A 17,550-nucleotide genomic window follows, 5' to 3' on the forward strand; every position below is an offset into this window, starting at 1 on the left:
TCAATGAGTTTTTGCCCGTTTGCCTTCGATAGCTCGATAAGCTCAGCCCTATGCGGTTTTGAAAAATTCAGGTAATGTATAGCCATGAGTTTACGCGTAGCGCAGTTCCATCAACGCCTCGCCGGCAAGTGGTCGGCGCGGTCACTATGGCCCTGCTTCATCATCAACTGCCGCAGCTCACCTGCCTTGTAACGCCAGATCAACCGGGCGCGATGCGCCCTCTATCTGTAACAGCCTCAGAGGGTGAGGCGATGGAAATGGACGTTACATGACACACAATTCTGACCTGAAATCCATTCAGGAAACGTATGCGCGCGACGGCGTCGTGCTGTTGAAACACGTATTGTCGAAGGACTGGTTGAACAAGCTACGCCAGGCCGTCGACGACGAAACCGCCAAAGGCGACCGCTATTTTGCCTACAAGAATATGCGCGAGCATCCGGGTGTGTTTCAGGAATATTGCCTGAGCTCGGATATCGGACGACGCGTGGCCGAGGTGGCTGACAGCCCATGGACCTCGCTGATCTACGATCAGATTTTTGCGAAAGAGCCAGGAACCAGAACCCAAACGGGTTGGCATACTGATCAACCCTATTGGCCGGTCGCGGGGCCTATCATGACAATGTGGATTGCATTGGACCCAGTGGACCCAGACAACGGAGCATTGGAATTTGTCCGCGGCTCACACGCGTGGGGTGCCAAGTACCGACCCTTTAGAACCGACCAGCTTGGTGCATTCCTGCATTATCTTGAGGAAGACAATCCCGACTATATCGACATGCCGGATTTCGAGGCCAATCGCACCGCGTATGACATCTTTCACTACCCGAAAATGGAACCCGGAGATGCGCTGGCTTTTGACGGCATGACCGTGCACTCGGCGATGGGAAACCGAACCTCGACGCGACGCAGGCGCGGCTATGCGATCCGCTTTGCTGTAGACGGGGCAACTTACCAACCGCGCGACTCTGTGACCGAATGGCTGCATGACGACAGCCTAAGCCCCGGTGCGCCCTTCGCCGGGGGGCGGTTTCCGGTGATCTACGGTGCGGCATAACCCCTAGTCATGTCTTCGGTAACTTGACGTTTGCCTGCCGAAAACGGATGGTTGGGTCATGATCATCATGACCCAATCCTTCGGACGCTATTACAACGCCCCCTAAAGTGGAGCGGTCAATGATGTTTAGTCTGAAAGTGCCGCCACAGTGCGGTATTTTTCGTTTCGCTTCTGTGGCCCGAACAGGAGGTGACGATGGAGAACACAAACTCAGACCCGATTGTGCAAATTCGCGACGCAGAGCTAAGTGATCTGTCTCAGATACTAACAATGATCCGCGCATTGGCCGAACATCACGGCGATGTTCCAGATGTCAACGCGTCAGATTTGAAACGTGATTTGTTCGCCAATCCGCCTTGGATTTATGCCCTGGTCGCCGAATTGGGCGATCAGATCGTCGGCTATGCCGCGCTTTGCCCTTTGGCCCAGTTGCAGGTGGGGCTGCGCGGCATTGATATACATCATCTCTTTGTCGAGCGGTCGTTTCGGGGCGTGGGGATCGGACGGCAACTGATCGAAGGGTCCAAACGTAAGGCGCGGGCTCTGTCCTGTCGTTACATGATGGTCGGTACACATCCCGATAATTCAACCGCTCAAGCTGTCTATCTGTCCTGTGGATTCGAGCAACGACACGGAACACATCCAAGGTTTCGCATTTCCCTTGATGCCTGACCGCATTGGGGCTTTGGACCGCTTGTCTCGCGCTTCATGCCTGAACTGTGAGTTCTACCGGGTCAACCTCGGCTTCGATCGCTCGATCCAGTGTTTTGCGGAACAGTTTTGCGCCCGCGTCCAACCCCAAGTCTATATGGGGCGTTTTGGCGTGTTTCATGCCCAAATGCACCTTCTCCAGAACCTCCTTGTCCTCAAGAAACGCCATTCGAGCACCGTCATTCATGAATTTGGAAACCTCAGCATTCTCAGGATCTGAATTGCGATGCTGGAACCAGAAATACCGTGTTCGGTCCTCATCAATCGGAGTCATGAAATTGTAAGAGATGTTGATGAACGTCTCGGCAACCGCTTGCTTGTCATACCCTCCGGTCCCGACGGGCGTATAGATGGATTTGTTCAAACCAATCGCAGGCATACACATTTCGTAATGCTGTAACCTGTCGCAATCCCCTTCGAATGCCACCAGCTTGGCATAGTACGGCGAGGGCGGCTTGTTCTCGATCCAGCGTGAGACGATCACACCACGATCCGTTCTTTCGACATTCAGTGGCTCTTCGTCTGTACCAGCCCCTGCAAAGGACGACACATGAACCCAGGCCACATGGCTGGGGTCAAGCAGATTGTCACAGACCCAAAGGTAATGGCAGTCGATATCCATCACGCCACCGTCGGTCTTACCCCAGCTTGGATCATCAAAATTTTCAATCGGAAATATTTTGTCGGGATCGGCCAATTCCGGATCTCCCATCCAGATCCACAAGAAGCGGTAACGATCCAACACAGGATAAGATTTAACGACTGCCCGGCGCGGGGTCATGCCGCGCTGGGTCGGACTGTCAGTGCATTTTCCCGAGCAATCGAATTTCAGACCATGGTAACCGCATTCCACCACATCGCCGATCAGATTGCCTTTGGACAGCGGCAGTTTGCGGTGCGGGCAGGCATCCTCCAGCGCGACCGGGGTGCCGTCCTGCTGGCGGTAGAACACAATGTTTTCACCAAGAAACGTCTCGGCCTTCAATTCGCGTCCGATATCCTTGCTCCAGGCGGCGACGTACCAGCAGTTTCTCAGAAACATCGATAGGCTCTCCATTTGGTCAGATGGCTTATAACAGTATGGGCGGTAGAGGCCCCCTGTGCCATGCCGGAAAGGTAATATCTTGTATAAGCCTGGCTAATTTAAAGCGGTGGCTGGATCGGGGATCTCCGGTTGCGCCTCGACCTCGGCATGAATCCAGTTCAGGAATTCGGCTACCTTCTCACTATCTTTGGCTTCCTGTGATCGCACCAACCAATAGGACAGCGGGGATTGCGTCATCTCGGCGAAGGGGCGGATCAAGCGACCATCCGCCAACATATCAATGACCAGCGGCTCTCGCCCCAAAGCCACACCCAAGCCTTCGATTGCGGCCTGAACAACCATGTTCGATTGCCCCAGCCGACGGGTTCGCATCGCGTTCGGCAATGTCAGGCCGCACTGCCGCGCCCAGAACTCCCAAGTCGGGCTGGCTGCCCCGTGATGCAGATTCTCATCTATCAGCATGGTGTGCCGCGCCAAATCCTCGATCCTGTGCAAATCGGGGCGCAAGCCGGGCGCGCAAACCGGAAACAACCGTTCGCCCATCAACAAATCCACCTCAAAGCCGGGATACTCGCCCAACCCATAACGAATACCGACATCCGCATCTGCCCCGGAAAACGGATATTGTCCTGTATCCGTCGCGATCGAAATCGACAGGTCAGGGTGCGCCATGTCAAAGCGCAAGAGCCGCGGGAATAGCCAGTTGAACGCAAAGCCAGGCAAGCAAGAAATAACGATCGTCCGATCGGTCCGCGTCTTGTCCCGAAGCTGCGTGCACACGTCTGAAATGCGCCCCAACCCTTCTGAGATTGCAAGCGCAAGTTGCTCGCCCTCGCGTGTTGGGCGCGACTGACGCGCACCGCGCACCAACAAGTCCCGGCCCAGCCACTCTTCTAGTGAACGGACATGCTGGCTGACGGCACTCTGGCTAACGCCCAGTTCCGCTGCGGCGGTAGAAAACCCCGAGTGCCGGACCACCGCCTCGAAGGCGCGCAGCGCGGAGTAAGGCAGGTTCAGGATCATATTAGCCACCCTAATGCCAACCATTATCACATTCAAATGGATTGGGCGTCCTTCCGCAGCTTACTTTATGCCCACCCGAACCCGCAGGAAACGCCAATGTCGGACATCACACCCGAGCGCGGAGCGCGCAATCTCTTGTCAAACTGTGCCCTTGCAGTGGCCGGGGAACGGCTGTTGATCGCCTATGAACCGCCCGAGTTCGGATATTTCGATGCCGATAGCGTAGCTATCGTCTCAGGCGTTGCCCGATCCATGGGTCTTTCCGTCGACGCCGTGGATGTGGGATTCAATCCCGGCAATCCACATCTGTCGCCCGAGTTACTGTCCCGGTTCGAAGATGCCGACATCATTCTGTTTCTGGCGCGGCTGGGGGATCAGCTGAGGTTCTCAGACATGCCGCAAGGCAAGAAGGTCATCGTCAGCTTCGCCCTCAGCCGAGAGCTGTTCGGGTCAGGGTTCTCGAACGGGCATCACGATGCGTTCATGGAACTCAAAGCCGGAATAAATGCAGTGCTGAACACCGCAGAGGACGTGCGCTTTACCTGCCCCTTGGGCACGGATGTACGAGGTCGGCCAGAGATGAACCTGGACCCATCCGGCGACACCTCGATCCTGCGGTTTCCAATGTCGGTCTTCACGCCGGTTCCGGCGCACAGCTTCTCCGGCCGCGTGGCATTGACGTTCCTGACCGGGACGGGGTCGAAATACTATGACGACTATACCGTCGAGTTTGACCACCCGATTTTTGCCAACTTCAACAACGGTCGCCTGATCGGCTTCGAAGGCCATCCTGCAGACGCCGCCCAAGCCGAAGCGCATTATGACCGGGTTGCCGAGCAGTTCGGCATTGACCGCAACTTCGTGCATTCGTGGCACGCGGGTATTCACCCGGGCTGCGGCTATCCCTGGGACATGCGCGACAATTACGAGCGCTGGGGTGGTGCCGCCTTTGGCAATCCGCGCATCCTGCATTTCCACACCTGCGGAGCCTACGCTCCGGGCGAGATTAGTTGGAACGTATTCGACCCGACCATTGTGATAGACGGCGTGACCTACTGGGAAAACGGGATTTTCCATGCCGACCGTTTGCCCGGCGGACCCGAGATACTGGAGCGTTATCCCTGCGCCGCCGGGCTGTTTGTCAGCCCGGACATAGATATCGGACTGCGAAATGCGAGCTAAGCTTTCTGTCTTGATTGAACGCCCCCTGGCACGTTAGCCTGCTAACAATAGCACCCGTCAGAATGGGCGCTATGGTGCGGAGCACTCCCGTCTCCGGTGCCGGATTACGCGATGAGGGCGCAGCCCCCGCTCCGGCAAATATTGTGGAATTCACATGTCACAAGCAATCGTAACGCCTCTGACTCAGGCTTTGGCCGAAGGTAAATTGACGCGCGAAGAGTTGAAGGGATTCATGCAAAGATCAAACGGGCCCGGCCTGCGCCACCTGGCGCTTTGGATCGCTGTGCTGACCTTCACAACCACCCTCGTCACATTGGCCTGGAACAGCTGGCTGATCTGGCCTGCGATGTTCCTGCAGGGCATTGTTCTGGTTCACCATTTCTCATTGCAGCATGAATGTGTGCATTATACCGTCTTTCGCACGCGCTGGCTGAACGATCTGGTCGGTCAAATCTGCGGTCTGATCATCATTCTACCGCATCGGTTCTTCCGCTACGAGCATTGCGACCACCACACCTATACGCAGCTGACCGGGGAAGACCCCGAACTTATCCCGCTACCCAAAACCCTTGGCCAATACCTGCTGTACCTGTCCGCCCTGCCCTATTGGCGCGGTAAGTTCACCGAACTGTTTAGCCATGCCTTGGGGAATCTCAGCGAGACGGAATTGCGGTTTATTCCAAAGGTCGAACATCAGGCGGTTTATCGCGATGCCCGCCGAATGCTTGCCATCTATGCCGCGATCTTTTTGGGTATGGCTATCACTGGTTGGTGGGGTCTGATCTGGTACTGGATCATACCGCTGTTTCTGGGTGAGCCGGTGATGCGCTTTATCCGCATGACGGAACATGTAGGACGCCCAACCGTGGCGCAGATGTCGGAAAACACGCGCACCAACCTGGTCTCGGCGCCCTGGGCCTTTCTGTGTTGGAACATGAATTACCATGCCGAGCATCACTATGTGGCCTCGGTTCCGTTTCACGCGTTGCCGCGCCTGCATGAGAAGCTGAAAGACCACATATACGTCGAGCCCGGAGGATATCTGGCCGCTCACCGCGAGATTCTGCGCCAGATCCAGCACAAGGCGGAGGCGTGATCCATGGCTGATGAAAAACCGTGGAAGGATGTGATCGAGGTGGATCGGCTGGAAAAGAACTGGGTCACACGGGTGGAAGTCGGCAGGCGTCTGATCGCCGTCTATGAAACATCTAGCGGGATTTTTGCCTCACTGGCACTTTGCAATCATGGCGGCGCGGATCTGTGCGATGGCTATTTTGATGGGCATATCATCGAATGCCCCTTGCATCAGGGTGCGTTCGACGTGCGGGATGGGCGCCCGGTTTCAGCACCAGCGACAAGAGTTATGAAGGTATTCGAAACTCGGGTTGAGAACGGCATGGTGCAGATCAGAGTCTGAACCGGTCTCGCCCTTGATCGGCTAAAGCCTGTCTGAGCGTTTTTCGAGGCGTGCGAACAATCGACTGAGGCCAAAGCAGACCACAAAGTAGAAGGCCGCTGTCGTGATCCACGCCTCGAATATCATGCGGGACGAAGCCACAAGCTCAACCGTTTTATAGGTCAGTTCCTGTACCGAAATCAGAGACAGGATCGAGCTGTCTTTGATCAGTGAAATAAACTGGTTTGCGAGCGGCGGCACCACTTTTTTCATCGCCTGCGGCAGGACCACATAGCGCAGTTCCTGAAACCGGCTCATGCCGATGGACCGGGCCGCCTCGCGCTGGCCTTTGGGAATCGACTGGATACCAGCACGGACGATTTCGCCGACAAAGGCACTTTCGAACAGGGCCAGAACGATGACGCCCGAGACCAGAGAGGGAAAGCGGCGCATGTCGCCAAAGAAGAATTCCCAAACCTGATTGTCCTCTTGCCGCGCAATGCTGCGGGCCCAGCGATCCAGGTTCAGCGCGTCGATCAGCTGTTGGGACAGGAAGAAGAAGAAGATAAAGACCACAACGACCGGCGGTACGTTGCGCAGAAATTCAAGATAGGTGCGGGCCAGCATGCGGATCGTCAGATTGCCCGAACAGCGCGCAACGCCCAGAATGGTGCCCAGGATCAGGGCCAGAATGCCGGAATAGATGCTGATGCGGATCGTTGCCACAAGGCCCTGCAACAGCAGGTTGGCAAAGTATTCCTCGCGCCCCGAATGCCAGCCGACGATATAGCCGGGGATCAGTTCCCACCGCCATTTGTAATTCAGCGTGCCTTCGATCGACAGCCAGATATACCCGAAAAACGCGATCAGAATCGCGACAATCAGATAATCGGGCCATCTGAGTTTTTTCAGGAAGTCTTGCACCTGGGCCGCTCCGCGTCTGGGTCGGGGACGACGGTGCCGCCCCCGGTTCGTTCAGTTATTGCGCAACCTGATCGGCCCACTCTTCGGTGGCGAACCAGTAATTGTGACGTTCTTCCAACCAGCCAGAGCGCCAGTTCTGCGCGATCCAGTTGTTGAAAAAGTTTATCGCATCCGGGTCGCCCTTTCGCATAGCAAAGGCTTCGCCGCGCGGGTCGAACAAATCGCCCTCCAAAACGACCAGAGTGTCAGGATTACGGCCCGCCTCGCGGTTTGGCGTGGGCTGCGATGCCATGGTTGCATGGGCATTGCCATTGAGAACCTCTTGGGTCGATGCGCCGTCCTCATCAAACAGCAGCAGATTAGCCTCGGGGAAATTCTCGGCGATAACAACAGCTGGCGTGGCCCCGCGACGTGCGGCAAATGTCACGTCCGGAGAGTTCAGGTCCTCTCGGGTCATGCCAGCCGTCATTTCCTTGTTGGCCAGAATGGCCAGACCGGAAAACGCATAAGGGTCGGTGAAATTCACCGTCAGGTTCCGCTGCGCCGTCACCGACATGCCCGAGATGATCACATCGAAGTTGCCCGACACCAGCGCGGGGATGATGCCATCCCAAGCCGTAGGCACGAATTCGACCTCAACCCCCATGTCTTCGGCCAGTTTGCGCCCGACATCCAGTTCAAACCCTATCAGGTCACCGTTCTTGTCTCGCATGGACCACGGCACGAACAACGACAATCCGATGCGGATCACGCCGTCTTGTTTGATGGTTTCAATTACACTTTCGCTGGACAGGCCCTGGGTCGCGCTTTGCGCCCAACCCGATGTGGCGACACTTGTTGCCACGACCGCGCCGAGAGCGGCCCCCAACATTCTGCGAGAAAGCTTCATCTTGGTTCTCCTTGTTGTCCGACATAGTTCTCAGTTTTATTGGTCGACGGCATATTTCTTCTCCAGATGGCTCACGCCGATCGACAGGATCAGGGTCACCACCAGATAAACCAGAGCGATGGTGAACCAGATTTCGAAACTCATGTAGGTATCGGAAATGATGTTGCGGCCAAACGTGGTCAGTTCGGCCACCGCAATCACGCTGACAATCGCCGAGGATTTGATCAGATGAACGACCTCGCCGGTCATGGGCGGTAGCATAAAGCGCACTGATTGCGGCAGGATGATATAACGATAGGTCTGATAGGGGCTCATCCCGATGGATTTCGCAGCTTCCCATTGACCGGTTGGGATCGCATTGATCCCTGCCCGAAAGATTTCGGAAATCAAAGCCGAGTGGAACACCGCCAATGTCAGAATACTGGCGGTGTAGCGGTCAAATCCAAAGATCGGGCCAAGCACATAGTAGAAAAGGTATAGCAGAACCAACAATGGGATGTTGCGGATCAGTTCCAGAAACCCCACCGCGACAGCTGATCCGATTACAAGACCTGACAATCGCAGCAATGCTATGAGAAGACCAATCGCTGTCGCCAGCAGGAACGATATCACCGACAGTTTGATTGTAGCAACCAACCCGATTGGAATTTCGCCCCATTCAAACCCGACCTCGGTATTGCGATACAGGAATTGCGGCACGCGGTACCATTGCCAGTTATACCCCATGCTTTGCGCACCAACATACGCACCGTATGAGATCAACCCGACAATGATGGCGTAGATCGCAATCGAAATCAGAACCGAGTCGAAAAAACGCTTCAGGATAGGCGGCCTTGGCAGCGGCTGACCCTTTGGTCCGGATATGCCCAGGTCGCTCATGCTCAGTGGGCCAGAATCTGATCCAGGAACAGGCGGCACCGCTCACTGGAAGGATTGGTAAAGAACTGCTCAGGTGGCGAGACCTCGACGATCCGCCCTGCCTCCATAAAAACCATCGTGTCCGCGACTTTACGGGCGAAACCCATCTCATGTGTGACGACGACCATGGTCATGCCGGTGTCGGCCAGTTCGACCATTACATCCAGAACCTCGTTGATCATCTCGGGATCAAGCGCCGAGGTCGGCTCATCAAACAGCATGATCCGGGTTTCCATACACAAGGATCGTGCAATGGCCACGCGTTGCTGTTGCCCGCCCGAAAGCTGCGCAGGGTATTTGTCCGCTTGTTCCGGGATGTGCACACGCTCTAAGTAATTGCGCGCGGTCTCTTCGGCCTGAGCCTTCGAGATTTTGCGCACTTTCATCGGACCAATCGTAAGGTTTTCAAGAACGGTCAGGTGCGGAAACAGGTTGAACTGCTGGAACACCATTCCGACTTCCTGACGCAGTTCGCGAATTTCCTTGGCGCCGTCATAGACCTCGATCCCGTCAATCACGAGGCGACCGGAATTGTGCCATTCCAAACCATTGAAGCAGCGGATCAACGTCGACTTGCCGGAACCGGACGGACCGCAAATCACAACCTTCTCGCCCTGATGCACCGTCAGATCAATATCTTTCAGCGCGTGGAAAGTGCCATAAAACTTGTCCAGATTGGTCACTTCGATCATCGGAGTGGCTTGGTTCATGTCGTGCCTGTCTGGGTTCGGGACGCCAAGGTCGGTCGTTTGAAGTTATCACGGGCGCACCACGCCCGGCTGCGCAGCCTGGTCGACCATCACAATTCAGCCGGTATAGGACGGCCGCTGCGATTGCGTGGAGCGGTCGGCCAAAGCCAGAGACTCCTCAAAGTTGTTGCACTGTAATTAATATGGTTGCTTAATATGCAATACTCGTCAATAAAAAAGTCAGAGCGAAGGATTACACTGCCTGAAATTTGTGCTCGTGACCAAAGGAGGAACTGTGGATGTCCGCATGGATCAGGATGATATCTGACGAAGATGCCGACGCGCAGCTGCGGACCACTCTGGACCTGGCGCGTACGCCACATGGAACGGTGGACAATGTCATGCGCGTCCATTCTCTGCGACCTAACACCATGAAAGGACACGTGATTTTGTATCGGGCCTGCCTTCACGATCAGGTCAACACCGTTCCGATGTGGTTTCAGGAAGTCATCAGCTCTTACGTCTCCACACTCAACACTTGCCCGTATTCCTACGCCAATCATTGGGCCAATGCGCGCCACCTGATCGGCGACGACGCGCGCGCTGACAAGATCGAAGCCGCACTGAAAGCCCAACGCCCGCAAGAGGCGTTCGAAGGCGCCCATCTTGAAGCACTTAGATATGCCGAGAAGCTGACAATCTCACCGGGAACGATGATCGAATCAGATGTCACTGCCCTTAGGGAATCCGGATGGTCGGATGGAGAAATTCTCGAAATCAACCAGATCGTTGGTTATTTCAACTACGCCAACCGATTGTTAAATGGCCTTGGCGTCACGACTAAAGGCGATGTTGTGGGGTATTACAGCAGCGAGTGAAAGGACGGATCATGCAAGGAGACCCTCCGGGCAGACAGATCGACCGCGCCATTGGTGCTTCGCTGAAGGAACTGCGTCAAAGCCGCAAACAATCCGCGCGTCGACTTGCTGAACAATCTGGTATTTCCGCCGCCATGGTCAGCCGCATCGAAAACGGATTGGTTTCCCCGTCGATTGACACATTAGCTGCATTAGCAGAAGCGCTTGAAGTCCCGATTGTGTCGTTGTTCCGTGAGGCGCGGACCGACCACACTGACTACACCCTTGTACGCCACGGTGAAGGACTGAAATCGACCCGCATCTCGGCGGGGCACAGCCACGAATATGTCAATCTGGCACTGCATTCACGAAAAGACCTGCGCTTTCAGGCGCGCCGCGTCACGCTGCTGCGCGAAGGTGGCCCACCCCCCACTTATGTGGGTCATGGCGTGGTCTTTGTGCAAGCCATCGAGGGCGAAGCCGTCTACCGATATGGCGAGGCCCGCTTTACGCTCTCGGCCGGTGACTCGATCAGCGTTGACGCTGAGCTCAACCATGGGTTCGAAGATGTTCTGACCCGCAAGTTTGTCTTTCTGACCGTTCAAGCCGAGCGCCCGTGAAGCCCTGATGACATGGCGGAGGCAATCGATCTTGAACTGACCAAAGGGTCCATTCCAAGTCACTTTCGGACCCTGGCCGTTCCAGGCGCGGTCGGAATGTTGTTCAGTACGCTATACAATATTGTCGACATCTTTTTTGCAGGGCTCCTGTCCACCAGCGCGCAAGCAGGGCTCGCGCTAGGGTTTCAGGCCTTTTTCATCTCAATCTCGGTGGGCGTTGGACTGGGTGCCGCCATGAGTGCTCTGGTCGGCAATGCCTTGGGCGCAGGCGACAACAGAACGGCGCGACGACTGGCAGCGCAAGGGATGTCATACGGATTTGTTGCATCCTGCCTGCTTGCCCTGGCCGGATTGTGGTTTGGGCCCTTGCTGATCAAGCTGGTTTCTGAACCCGGCGTATACCGTGACGCGGGGCTACGCTATTTCTATTGGCTGCTTCTAGCAATGCCGGGGTTCCTGCTGGCCCATGGCTGTAACGGTATCCTTCAGGCCCATGGTGATGCTGTTTCCATGCAGCGGGCACTCATTGTGGCTTTTCTGGCAAACATTATTCTGAACCCGCTTCTGATCTACGGGATCCCGGGTGTGATCCCAGGTATCGGCTTTGATGGTTTGGCTTTATCCACCGTAATCAGTCAGACCGGTGTGATGATCTTTCTGATCCGGCAAGTGCTCCGGAGGCGACGGATGAAACGATTGCGTGTCGCCTATTTCATTCCCCGCATGAAACTGTTTGCCGAAATCTCTTTACAGGTTCTACCCACTGCTCTTTCCTTCATGGTCATGCTGCTGTCGGCCTTCGTCATGCAGTTCGCGCTAAAACTGTTTGGCGAACATGCCATCGCGGGGTACGCGATCGCAATTCGTCTGGAACAAGTTTTGCTGCTGCCCATTCTGGGCGTGACAGGCGCTCTACTGCCAATCGCGTCTCAGAATTTTGGGGCACGTGATAATCAGAGAGTACGCGCCGCGCTATTCTACTGCTGGCGCATCGGCTTCATCATGTCACTGATCGCGATCCCGATCCTCTGGTTTGGCGGACCCTTGCTTATGCGACTTTTCACAACGGACCCCGAAGTGATCCGTGTCGGCGTCAGCTACTTACGCGTCGATAGCCTGATTTTGCCCTTCTACATGATGTTGTTTTCGATCAACTCGCTGCTGCAGGCCTTTAAGAAACCGATCTGGACAGTCTGGATCAGCCTGTATCGCCAGGGGTTCGGAGTGGCATTCTTTGTCTGGGTGTTTATTGGCCCTTTGGGATTCAATGAAATCGGGGTCTGGTTGGGAACAGCAGCGGCTGTTGTATCCGGTTGGGTCATCGCTATGGCATTGACTACAAGGATTGCACAAACACAGATCGGCGGTTTAAGATCTGAAGACATATACAGACCCTCGGGAGGCTTCCGATAAAATCCCAGTTTTGGGAAGGAGGAGGTTTTCATGACGGACAATCAACGAGAGATTCAGCGTAAGCTCCGTGTTCTGCAGCCTGCTCAGAATACGGCTTTTCTTGTTAATGCAGATCTGCAACGCGGGCGGAGCCGCCATCAAAGAACAGACCGCGCTGATGGCGGTGCCGTGTTCGCCACTGGTGGTGACAATCGTAACGGGCATCACCGCTTTGCGCATCGCGGATGTGATTTCGGTGGTGTCTAGCACGTCGCCTCCGTCTGGCTCATACCTTTGTGCGAGGGCGACCGCCTTGATCACAAGAACGAATTGCTTAAGCTCTGCCCAACAAAAACTTATGCAGGTCTGCGATGCGACGTGCCCTTCGAAACAAACTGGATCATCTTCGGCCCGATGCATTGTCGAAACTTGAACCGGTTGGCTTTGACAGCAATCGTATGCGGCGTTCGCTGCCACCATTACAGACCCTGATCGCCTTTGAAGCGGCCGCGCGGTTGCATAGTTTCACGCTGGCCGCTGCGGAACTGAACCTGACACAACCGGCGGTCAGCCAGCAGGTCAAACTGTTAGAGCATCGTTTGGGCGTCAAACTCTTCCGTCGTCGCAACAACATGATCCTGTTGACTGAAAAAGGTGAACAATTCGCCGAAGACGTGGCTGAGATCCTCAACACACTGGGCGAATGTGTGCAGAATCTGGCCCCTGATGCCGGGCGGACGACGCTGACGGTCAGCTTGCTACCGTCCTTTGCCTCGACATGGTTTGCTTCGCGGGCGCATCGGTTTGTGGCGGCCAATCCTTCGGTCGACTTGCTGACGTTGTCGACCGTGGCAAAGACAGGCTTTGGGCAAGAGGATGCGGATGTCGCCATTCGCTGGGGTTCGGGCGGATACACGGATGGTTATGAAGAGTATCTTTTCGGTGAACAGCACATGCTCGTCGCCTCAGCGCAAACTGCCGCGATGTTGGGCGACATTTCAGATATCGGCGCGCTGGCAGACCGGCCCTTTCTGCACGACACCAATTACAATGAATGGCGTGCTGTGATTGAAATAAATGGCGGAGATCCGGCGGCGTTCGAACACGGGGTCTATTTCGGCGACAGCAGCGCCACAGTGAACGCCATTCTCTACAGTCAGGGCATCGGTGTAGTGCGCGATGTAATTGCCCGACATCTGCTGGCCTCAGGTGCTTTGGTCCAATTGCCGTTCGAGCCCGTCGAGGGGCCGTTTTCCTACTATTTTATCTGTCCCGAACGCCGCGTCGAACAGCCCCGCGTTCAGACCTTTCTGACCTGGTTGAGGCAAGAGGCACAAAGCCCATAAGAAATTCTTTGTCGCTGATAAAGGATTCACCATTTGGTGCTTTGTCAACGTTTCGTCAAACTGCGCGGAATACATGTAGCAGCCAGACCGGAGCCCGAAGGACATGGAATTTTCGTTGTTCAACTTGATGACCAAGCCTGTTGACGGGTCTTCACATTCAGATGTGTTTAACCAGATGCGCAGCATGACGAAAATGGTTGATGACGCAGGCTTTGGCGTGGCGTGGTTCGCCGAACATCACTTATCGAACTATTGCATCTCGCCCTCGCCGCTGATGATGGCTTCGCACATGGCCGCGCAAACCAAGCGGATCAAGGTAGGTCCTGCGGTTGTGGTGATGCCTTTCTATGAGCCCCTGCGTCTGGTCGAGGATATCTGCCTGACCGATCAGTTGACAGAAGGCCGTCTCGTACTGGGTCTGGGCACCGGATATCAGCCGCGCGAATTCAAGAAGTTCGGGTTTGAGATCAATGACCGTCTGATGCGCGGGCTGGAGATTTGGGACTGCATCGAACAGGGCGTCTATAGCGGCGTGATCGACTATCAGGGCGACCACATTCAGATCAGCAACGCGGCGCTGTCCATCGCGCCGGTTCAAGATCGCATCCGCACCCTCGCAGTCGGCAACGCGCCCGAAATGCGCCAGAAGATGATCGACTACGGGGCTGAAACGCTGACCACCCCGGCCATCGGGCCAAACGCAATCGTGGGCACCGCTCGGCGGCTGTACAAGGAAACGCGGACCGAGAACGGCTTGATGGGCGATGATTTCCCGTTTGCGGTACAGCGCTATGTCTACGTCGCCAATGACAAGGACGATGCCCGCGCCGCGGCCGTGCAGGTTCTGATCCATGCGCGCATGGCCAACAACATGCGCCGCCCCGAACCGCTGATGGACGGCGCGGACCTCAAGATCGTGCCCTTCGACAATGAGCCCGACATCGACACAGTTCTGCAACGCGCCATCATCGGCGATGTCGAAGAGGTCACGCAACGCATCGTGGCCGAGGCGCGAGAATTCGGCATCACCCATCTGAGCGTCTTCATGCAGATCGCCTCGATGCCGTTTGCCAACACCCTGCGCTCGCTGGAGCTGTTCTGCGATCAGGTGATGCCTGCGGTCAATGCCGCGCTTGAGGCCGATAATGCAGCGCTCGCTTCATGACCGGTCTAGATTTTTCGCTGGCAGGCAAATCCATTCTGATCACCGGGGCTGCGCGCGGATTAGGCGCGGCCATGGCGCAGGCCTGCGCTGCGCAGGGCGCACAGCTGTGCCTGCAAGACATCAACGCTGAGGCAGTCGAGGCCACGGCGGACAGCTTGCGCGCGGATGGAGCAACTGTGCAAACAGCCGCCTTCGACCTGACTGATTTCGACACCTGCACCGATTGGGTGCAGGGCATCGGTTCGATCTGGGGCCTGATCAACAATGCTGGCATCACCAATCACGGGCATGTGCTGGACCAGACTATCGACGACTACCGGTCCATCTATGACTTGCATGTCTTTGCGCCTTTCGTACTGGCGCGTGAGGCAGCTCAGGTGATGAAGGCCAATCCGGGGCCGCAGCGGGGTCGGATCGTCTCGGTGTCCTCGATCGCGGCCACGCACCCGCGGCCCGGAATCGGCAACTATGCCTCGTCCAAGGCGGCCATCGCTGGGCTGACGCGGTCTCTGGCGGCGGATTTCGGGGCGGATGGCATCTGCGTCAACGCCATTGCACCGGGCTATGTCCTGACCGAGATGAACCACAAAATCCTGAGCGATCAGGATTTCGTGCGCCGGATTGAAAACCGGACCCCGGCGGCACGATGGGCCGAGCCTGCAGAAATCGCGGCCCCGGTCGCGTTCCTGATGTCCGAGGCGGCATCCTACATCAACGGGCAATTGCTGGCCATCGACGGCGGCATGAGTGCCTTTTTGCAATCGAACGAGGGGTAACACATGGCGCGACTGACAGGGAAAGTCGCCTTGGTGACGGGTGCGGGCTCGATGAAGCGCGGCATGGGCAATGGCAAGGCTACGGCCATCCGGCTGGCACAGGAGGGGGCCGCCATCGCTGCGCTGGATCTGGATGAGAACGCCGCCGAGGAAACCTGTGACCTGATCCGGCAGGACGGCGGACGGGCCATTGCCCTGACGGCAGACGTGACGCGGGAAGATCAGGTAAAGGCCGCCATTGCTCAATGCCTGTCCGAATTCGGTCAGATCGACATTCTGCAAAACAACGTGGGTATCCTAAAAACCGGCGGCGCGATGGATAGCACGGTCGAGGATTGGGACCTGCTGGTTCATGTGAACATGAAAGCGGTCTTCCTGCCCACCAAACATGTACTGCTGCATTTCGTTGAGCGCGGGGCCGGGGTGGTGACCAATATCTCCTCGATCGCCGGGCTGCGGTATCTGGGCACGCCTTACATCGGGTACAACGCCACCAAGGGCTCAATCATTTCCTTCACCCGCAATCTGGCGGCGGAAATGGCCCCGCATGGGGTGCGCGCCAACGCAATCCTGCCCGGCTTCATCGACACGCCGATGGCGCGTAACATCACCGAACAGAACACGGATGACCCGTCGACAATCGACTGGGACGCGCTGGACAAACAACGCGCCGCGCGCATCCCGCTGGGTCGCGTGGGCACCCCTTGGGACGTGGCCAATGCCGCCGTCTTTCTGGCCAGCGATGACGCATCCTATATCACTGGTACCGAAATCACCGTCGACGGAGGGGTGTCGTGCCGCGTGTAAAAGGGCGGTCGGGATTGATTGTCACGATCCCGTCGCGCTGGACCGCTGGCAGCGGGCCGGAGCGGATGTTTCAGGTGACCAGGTGCAGATCGACTGCACCCTGTTGATGGATCTGGTGGCAAAGGCCTGTCGGAAATCCGCGTGCAGGGGCGTGGGGCGACGACCGAGTTCACGATGGGTGGCGATACTAGCGTGTTCTGCACCATGAAAAGCGCGCCCTTCTACGCGATCGGGACGGAGCGCGCCGCTCGACCATCGAGGCGGGTGTGATCAATTTCGCACGCCCTGCCCAAACCTGCCAGATGTGTCGCAAGCTTTTGGAACGACCAGCACTAGCAATTTGCTACACACTCCTATCCTCCGATTTCGGCAAAAAGCCGAATTCCAGACGTCGTAATATTGGGGAATTGCTGCTTTCGGATCATGTTGGCAACCTCAATGCCGTCCAGAGTTGCGGACGCGAATGTGAAAGATCTAACCCACAAATGTGGCGAACACGCAGGTGGGTCTCGTCCATGCGCCAAGAACTCAGCGTTGGTCGCTTTTTCGATTACGCCCGCGCTGCGATCAGCAGCGAATATTTGGCAACCCACCTGTTCAATGTGGCATGACCTAGGCGCACGCCGCGTTCAGCCATGATTTCTTCAAGATCGCGATAGGAAACTGTGTAGCGCAAATAGAAGAACACAGCATACGAAACCACTTCCTTGGGGAAGTGGCAGCCTTTCAAAGAGACCACACTGAAACCTGCTC

Annotated in this window: 20 protein-coding genes and 1 pseudogene; 13 read left to right on the plus strand and 8 right to left on the minus strand. The window is 56.3% G+C overall.

The features are described from left to right. The first annotated feature begins 268 nt into the window (after positions 1-268). Together ACR0NF_RS14080 and ACR0NF_RS14085 are read left to right on the plus strand one after the other, a co-directional pair. Positions 269-1,057 (plus strand): phytanoyl-CoA dioxygenase family protein, encoded by a 789-nt coding sequence (locus ACR0NF_RS14080; protein WP_480667645.1) that lies wholly within the window; start codon positions 269-271, stop codon positions 1,055-1,057. Between the two features lie 195 nt (positions 1,058-1,252). Then, on the plus strand, positions 1,253-1,729 hold the full coding sequence (locus ACR0NF_RS14085; RefSeq protein ID WP_480660973.1) for an N-acetyltransferase family protein: 477 nt from the start codon (positions 1,253-1,255) through the stop codon (positions 1,727-1,729). A 34-nt stretch (positions 1,730-1,763) separates the two neighbouring features. On the opposite strand, the gene ACR0NF_RS14090 is transcribed toward ACR0NF_RS14085, so the two are convergent. Further along, positions 1,764-2,810, minus strand: coding sequence for an aromatic ring-hydroxylating dioxygenase subunit alpha (locus ACR0NF_RS14090; RefSeq protein WP_480667646.1), 1,047 nt, complete (start codon positions 2,808-2,810; stop codon positions 1,764-1,766). 96 nt (positions 2,811-2,906) lie between these two features. Beyond that, a complete protein-coding gene (locus ACR0NF_RS14095; RefSeq protein ID WP_480472209.1) occupies positions 2,907-3,836 on the minus strand; it encodes a LysR substrate-binding domain-containing protein in 930 nt (309 codons plus the stop codon). A 96-nt stretch (positions 3,837-3,932) separates the two neighbouring features. On the opposite strand from ACR0NF_RS14095, the gene ACR0NF_RS14100 reads away from it, so the two are divergent. The 3 genes from ACR0NF_RS14100 (at position 3,933) to ACR0NF_RS14110 (ending at position 6,435) form a co-directional block, all read left to right on the plus strand. Next, a complete protein-coding gene (locus ACR0NF_RS14100; protein WP_480778449.1) occupies positions 3,933-5,018 on the plus strand; it encodes a hypothetical protein in 1,086 nt (361 codons plus the stop codon). A gap of 154 nt (positions 5,019-5,172) precedes the next feature. Further along, positions 5,173-6,114 carry a fatty acid desaturase family protein gene (locus tag ACR0NF_RS14105; RefSeq protein WP_480778450.1) on the plus strand — a complete coding sequence of 314 codons (942 nt, stop codon included), beginning with the start codon at positions 5,173-5,175 and terminating at the stop codon, positions 6,112-6,114. 3 nt (positions 6,115-6,117) lie between these two features. Then, a complete protein-coding gene (locus ACR0NF_RS14110; RefSeq protein ID WP_480778451.1) occupies positions 6,118-6,435 on the plus strand; it encodes a non-heme iron oxygenase ferredoxin subunit in 318 nt (105 codons plus the stop codon). 21 nt (positions 6,436-6,456) lie between these two features. Here the strand turns inward: ACR0NF_RS14110 and ACR0NF_RS14115 are convergent, their stop codons facing one another. Genes ACR0NF_RS14115 through ACR0NF_RS14130 form a run of 4 tightly spaced genes read right to left on the minus strand, consistent with a single transcriptional unit; the run spans position 6,457 to position 9,855 of the window. Continuing rightward, the gene (locus tag ACR0NF_RS14115) at positions 6,457-7,338 is read right to left on the minus strand and encodes an amino acid ABC transporter permease (RefSeq protein WP_480778452.1); all 882 of its coding nucleotides are present in this window, start codon (positions 7,336-7,338) and stop codon (positions 6,457-6,459) included. 55 nt (positions 7,339-7,393) lie between these two features. Then, complete coding sequence (locus tag ACR0NF_RS14120; protein ID WP_480472204.1) at positions 7,394-8,227, minus strand: transporter substrate-binding domain-containing protein; 834 nt, start codon at positions 8,225-8,227, stop codon at positions 7,394-7,396. Positions 8,228-8,263: 36 nt separating this feature from the next. Beyond that, entirely contained in the window at positions 8,264-9,106 is an 843-nt protein-coding gene (locus tag ACR0NF_RS14125) for an amino acid ABC transporter permease (protein WP_480472203.1), read from the minus strand. A gap of 2 nt (positions 9,107-9,108) precedes the next feature. Then, positions 9,109-9,855, minus strand: a complete 747-nt coding sequence (locus ACR0NF_RS14130) for an amino acid ABC transporter ATP-binding protein (protein ID WP_480472202.1) — start codon at positions 9,853-9,855, stop codon at positions 9,109-9,111. A gap of 278 nt (positions 9,856-10,133) precedes the next feature. Here ACR0NF_RS14130 and ACR0NF_RS14135 point away from each other — a divergent pair, with 278 nt between their 5' ends. The 3 genes from ACR0NF_RS14135 to ACR0NF_RS14145 are packed head-to-tail and all read left to right on the plus strand — an operon-like array spanning position 10,134 to position 12,724. Further along, positions 10,134-10,712 (plus strand): carboxymuconolactone decarboxylase family protein, encoded by a 579-nt coding sequence (locus tag ACR0NF_RS14135; RefSeq protein WP_480472201.1) that lies wholly within the window; start codon positions 10,134-10,136, stop codon positions 10,710-10,712. An 11-nt stretch (positions 10,713-10,723) separates the two neighbouring features. Next, a complete protein-coding gene (locus ACR0NF_RS14140; RefSeq protein WP_480472200.1) occupies positions 10,724-11,311 on the plus strand; it encodes a helix-turn-helix domain-containing protein in 588 nt (195 codons plus the stop codon). A gap of 12 nt (positions 11,312-11,323) precedes the next feature. Then, positions 11,324-12,724, plus strand: coding sequence for an MATE family efflux transporter (locus tag ACR0NF_RS14145; protein ID WP_480778453.1), 1,401 nt, complete (start codon positions 11,324-11,326; stop codon positions 12,722-12,724). Here the strand turns inward: ACR0NF_RS14145 and ACR0NF_RS14150 are convergent. Beyond that, positions 12,680-13,183: a flavin reductase family protein gene (locus ACR0NF_RS14150; RefSeq protein WP_480667648.1), complete on the minus strand. Its 504-nt coding sequence runs from the start codon at positions 13,181-13,183 to the stop codon at positions 12,680-12,682. The two genes, ACR0NF_RS14145 and ACR0NF_RS14150, sit on opposite strands and share 45 nt — an antisense overlap. Between ACR0NF_RS14150 and ACR0NF_RS14155 the strand changes: the two genes are divergently transcribed. From ACR0NF_RS14155 to ACR0NF_RS14175, 5 genes are all read left to right on the plus strand, one after another. Next, a complete protein-coding gene (locus ACR0NF_RS14155; RefSeq protein WP_480472198.1) occupies positions 13,075-14,049 on the plus strand; it encodes a LysR substrate-binding domain-containing protein in 975 nt (324 codons plus the stop codon). The genes ACR0NF_RS14150 and ACR0NF_RS14155 overlap by 109 nt on opposite strands. Positions 14,050-14,152: 103 nt before the next feature. Continuing rightward, a complete protein-coding gene (locus ACR0NF_RS14160) occupies positions 14,153-15,214 on the plus strand; it encodes an LLM class flavin-dependent oxidoreductase (protein WP_480667649.1) in 1,062 nt (353 codons plus the stop codon). Then, the gene (locus ACR0NF_RS14165; RefSeq protein WP_480472196.1) at positions 15,211-15,990 is read left to right on the plus strand and encodes an SDR family NAD(P)-dependent oxidoreductase; all 780 of its coding nucleotides are present in this window, start codon (positions 15,211-15,213) and stop codon (positions 15,988-15,990) included. Before ACR0NF_RS14160 ends, ACR0NF_RS14165 begins: the two co-directional genes overlap by 4 nt. Before the next feature lie 3 nt (positions 15,991-15,993). Beyond that, positions 15,994-16,797: an SDR family NAD(P)-dependent oxidoreductase gene (locus tag ACR0NF_RS14170; RefSeq protein ID WP_480667650.1), complete on the plus strand. Its 804-nt coding sequence runs from the start codon at positions 15,994-15,996 to the stop codon at positions 16,795-16,797. Next, positions 16,733-17,005 carry a trimethylamine methyltransferase family protein gene (locus ACR0NF_RS14175; RefSeq protein WP_480561663.1) on the plus strand — a complete coding sequence of 91 codons (273 nt, stop codon included), beginning with the start codon at positions 16,733-16,735 and terminating at the stop codon, positions 17,003-17,005. The genes ACR0NF_RS14170 and ACR0NF_RS14175 overlap by 65 nt, the downstream gene beginning before the upstream one ends. 282 nt (positions 17,006-17,287) lie before the next feature. Here ACR0NF_RS14175 and ACR0NF_RS14180 read toward each other — a convergent pair. After that, positions 17,288-17,536, minus strand: a pseudogene (locus ACR0NF_RS14180) (IS6 family transposase); the annotation flags it as partial. Positions 17,537-17,550: the final 14 nt, after the last annotated feature.

Source organism: Ruegeria sp. CF4 (assembly GCF_056537345.1).